Source organism: Luteimonas sp. A611, from assembly GCF_054072715.1.
In genome coordinates this window covers 1-1,033 of the sequence record NZ_JBSVRP010000015.1, presented here as the reverse complement: position 1 = coordinate 1,033, position 1,033 = coordinate 1, and the positions used below count along the sequence as shown (strand labels likewise).

Annotated in this window: 1 protein-coding gene; it reads left to right on the top strand. The window is 57.5% G+C overall.

The annotated features are described in order from the left end of the window. Positions 1-112 precede the first annotated feature (112 nt). The gene (locus tag ACW5EG_RS17035) at positions 113-910 is read left to right on the top strand and encodes a hypothetical protein (RefSeq protein WP_457022485.1); all 798 of its coding nucleotides are present in this window, start codon (positions 113-115) and stop codon (positions 908-910) included. Positions 911-1,033: the final 123 nt, after the last annotated feature.

Sequence of the window (1,033 nt, the reverse complement as noted above, 5' to 3'; positions counted from 1 at the left end):
GCCGACACCGCATCGGGGCGCAAACCACATGGCAGGTACAGCTTGCCATGTGCTTCACACCCCGCTGCGGCGCGGCTTAACTTAGGCGTTAGCCCTCTTAACCGAGATCCATATGACCCGTTACTTTCTAGCGCTTGCCCTCGCCTTTGCCTGCCAATCGGCTACTGCACAGGAACCACTACCCGTTGAATTGCCAGCTGACCAAGAAGCTGTCGCACTACAAGCGGCTGAAGCTACGGGATCGGCCATCTATCGCCATGATCGGGCTGCTGCAGTTGCTACGGATGCGGCTCTTGAGATTCGTGCATTCAAGAAAGACAAGCGCGTAAAGGGTTGGATCACTGAGGAGCGACAAGGCGAGATCACCGTTACGTTCATCGATCAAGCTCCTGCAGCGCTGTACCGCGCCATAGTTTCAAACACCGGCAGGCTCGTTGGCCCTATCGCTGTGCTTGACGCGCCCACCCCTCTGACCGAGTTTGAGTCTGGCGCTGCTGCGGCTCGCGTCACAGCATTAGCTTCAAACTTTCAGCCGTGCTCCAACGACTACAACTCCGTTGTGTTGCCGGGCAATGGCGCCCCCACTCAGAGCTGGGTTGTGTACCTGCTTCCTGGAACCACAAAGAGCAACGTCGTTCCGATAGGGGGCACCTACCGCGTCGAGACTGATGGCTCCAAGGTGATTTCGCGGCGCGGATTTACCCGCACTTGTATCGCCTTGCAAACTAATCCTCGTTCAGTAGGGCTAATGATCACGCACTTGCTCGACCCTGTTCCCACAGAGGCACACGTGTTTTGGAGCCTTTGGGCCAAGAAAACCATGTATGTTTCCACGCCGCCAAATGGAACCCTCTGGGCCATTGAGGACAACAAGATCAAGCTCGTTGAGCGTGGCGCAGCAGAGGGCTAACAATTCATTCAAGCCGACGCCGCTTCGCGGCGCGGCTTAATTCAGCAACTGTCTTGAAGCGTGCCGCTCAAGCCAGTGCCAGGCCCTCGGCCCGAAGCTCGTCGCGGCGCCTGGCATTGATGA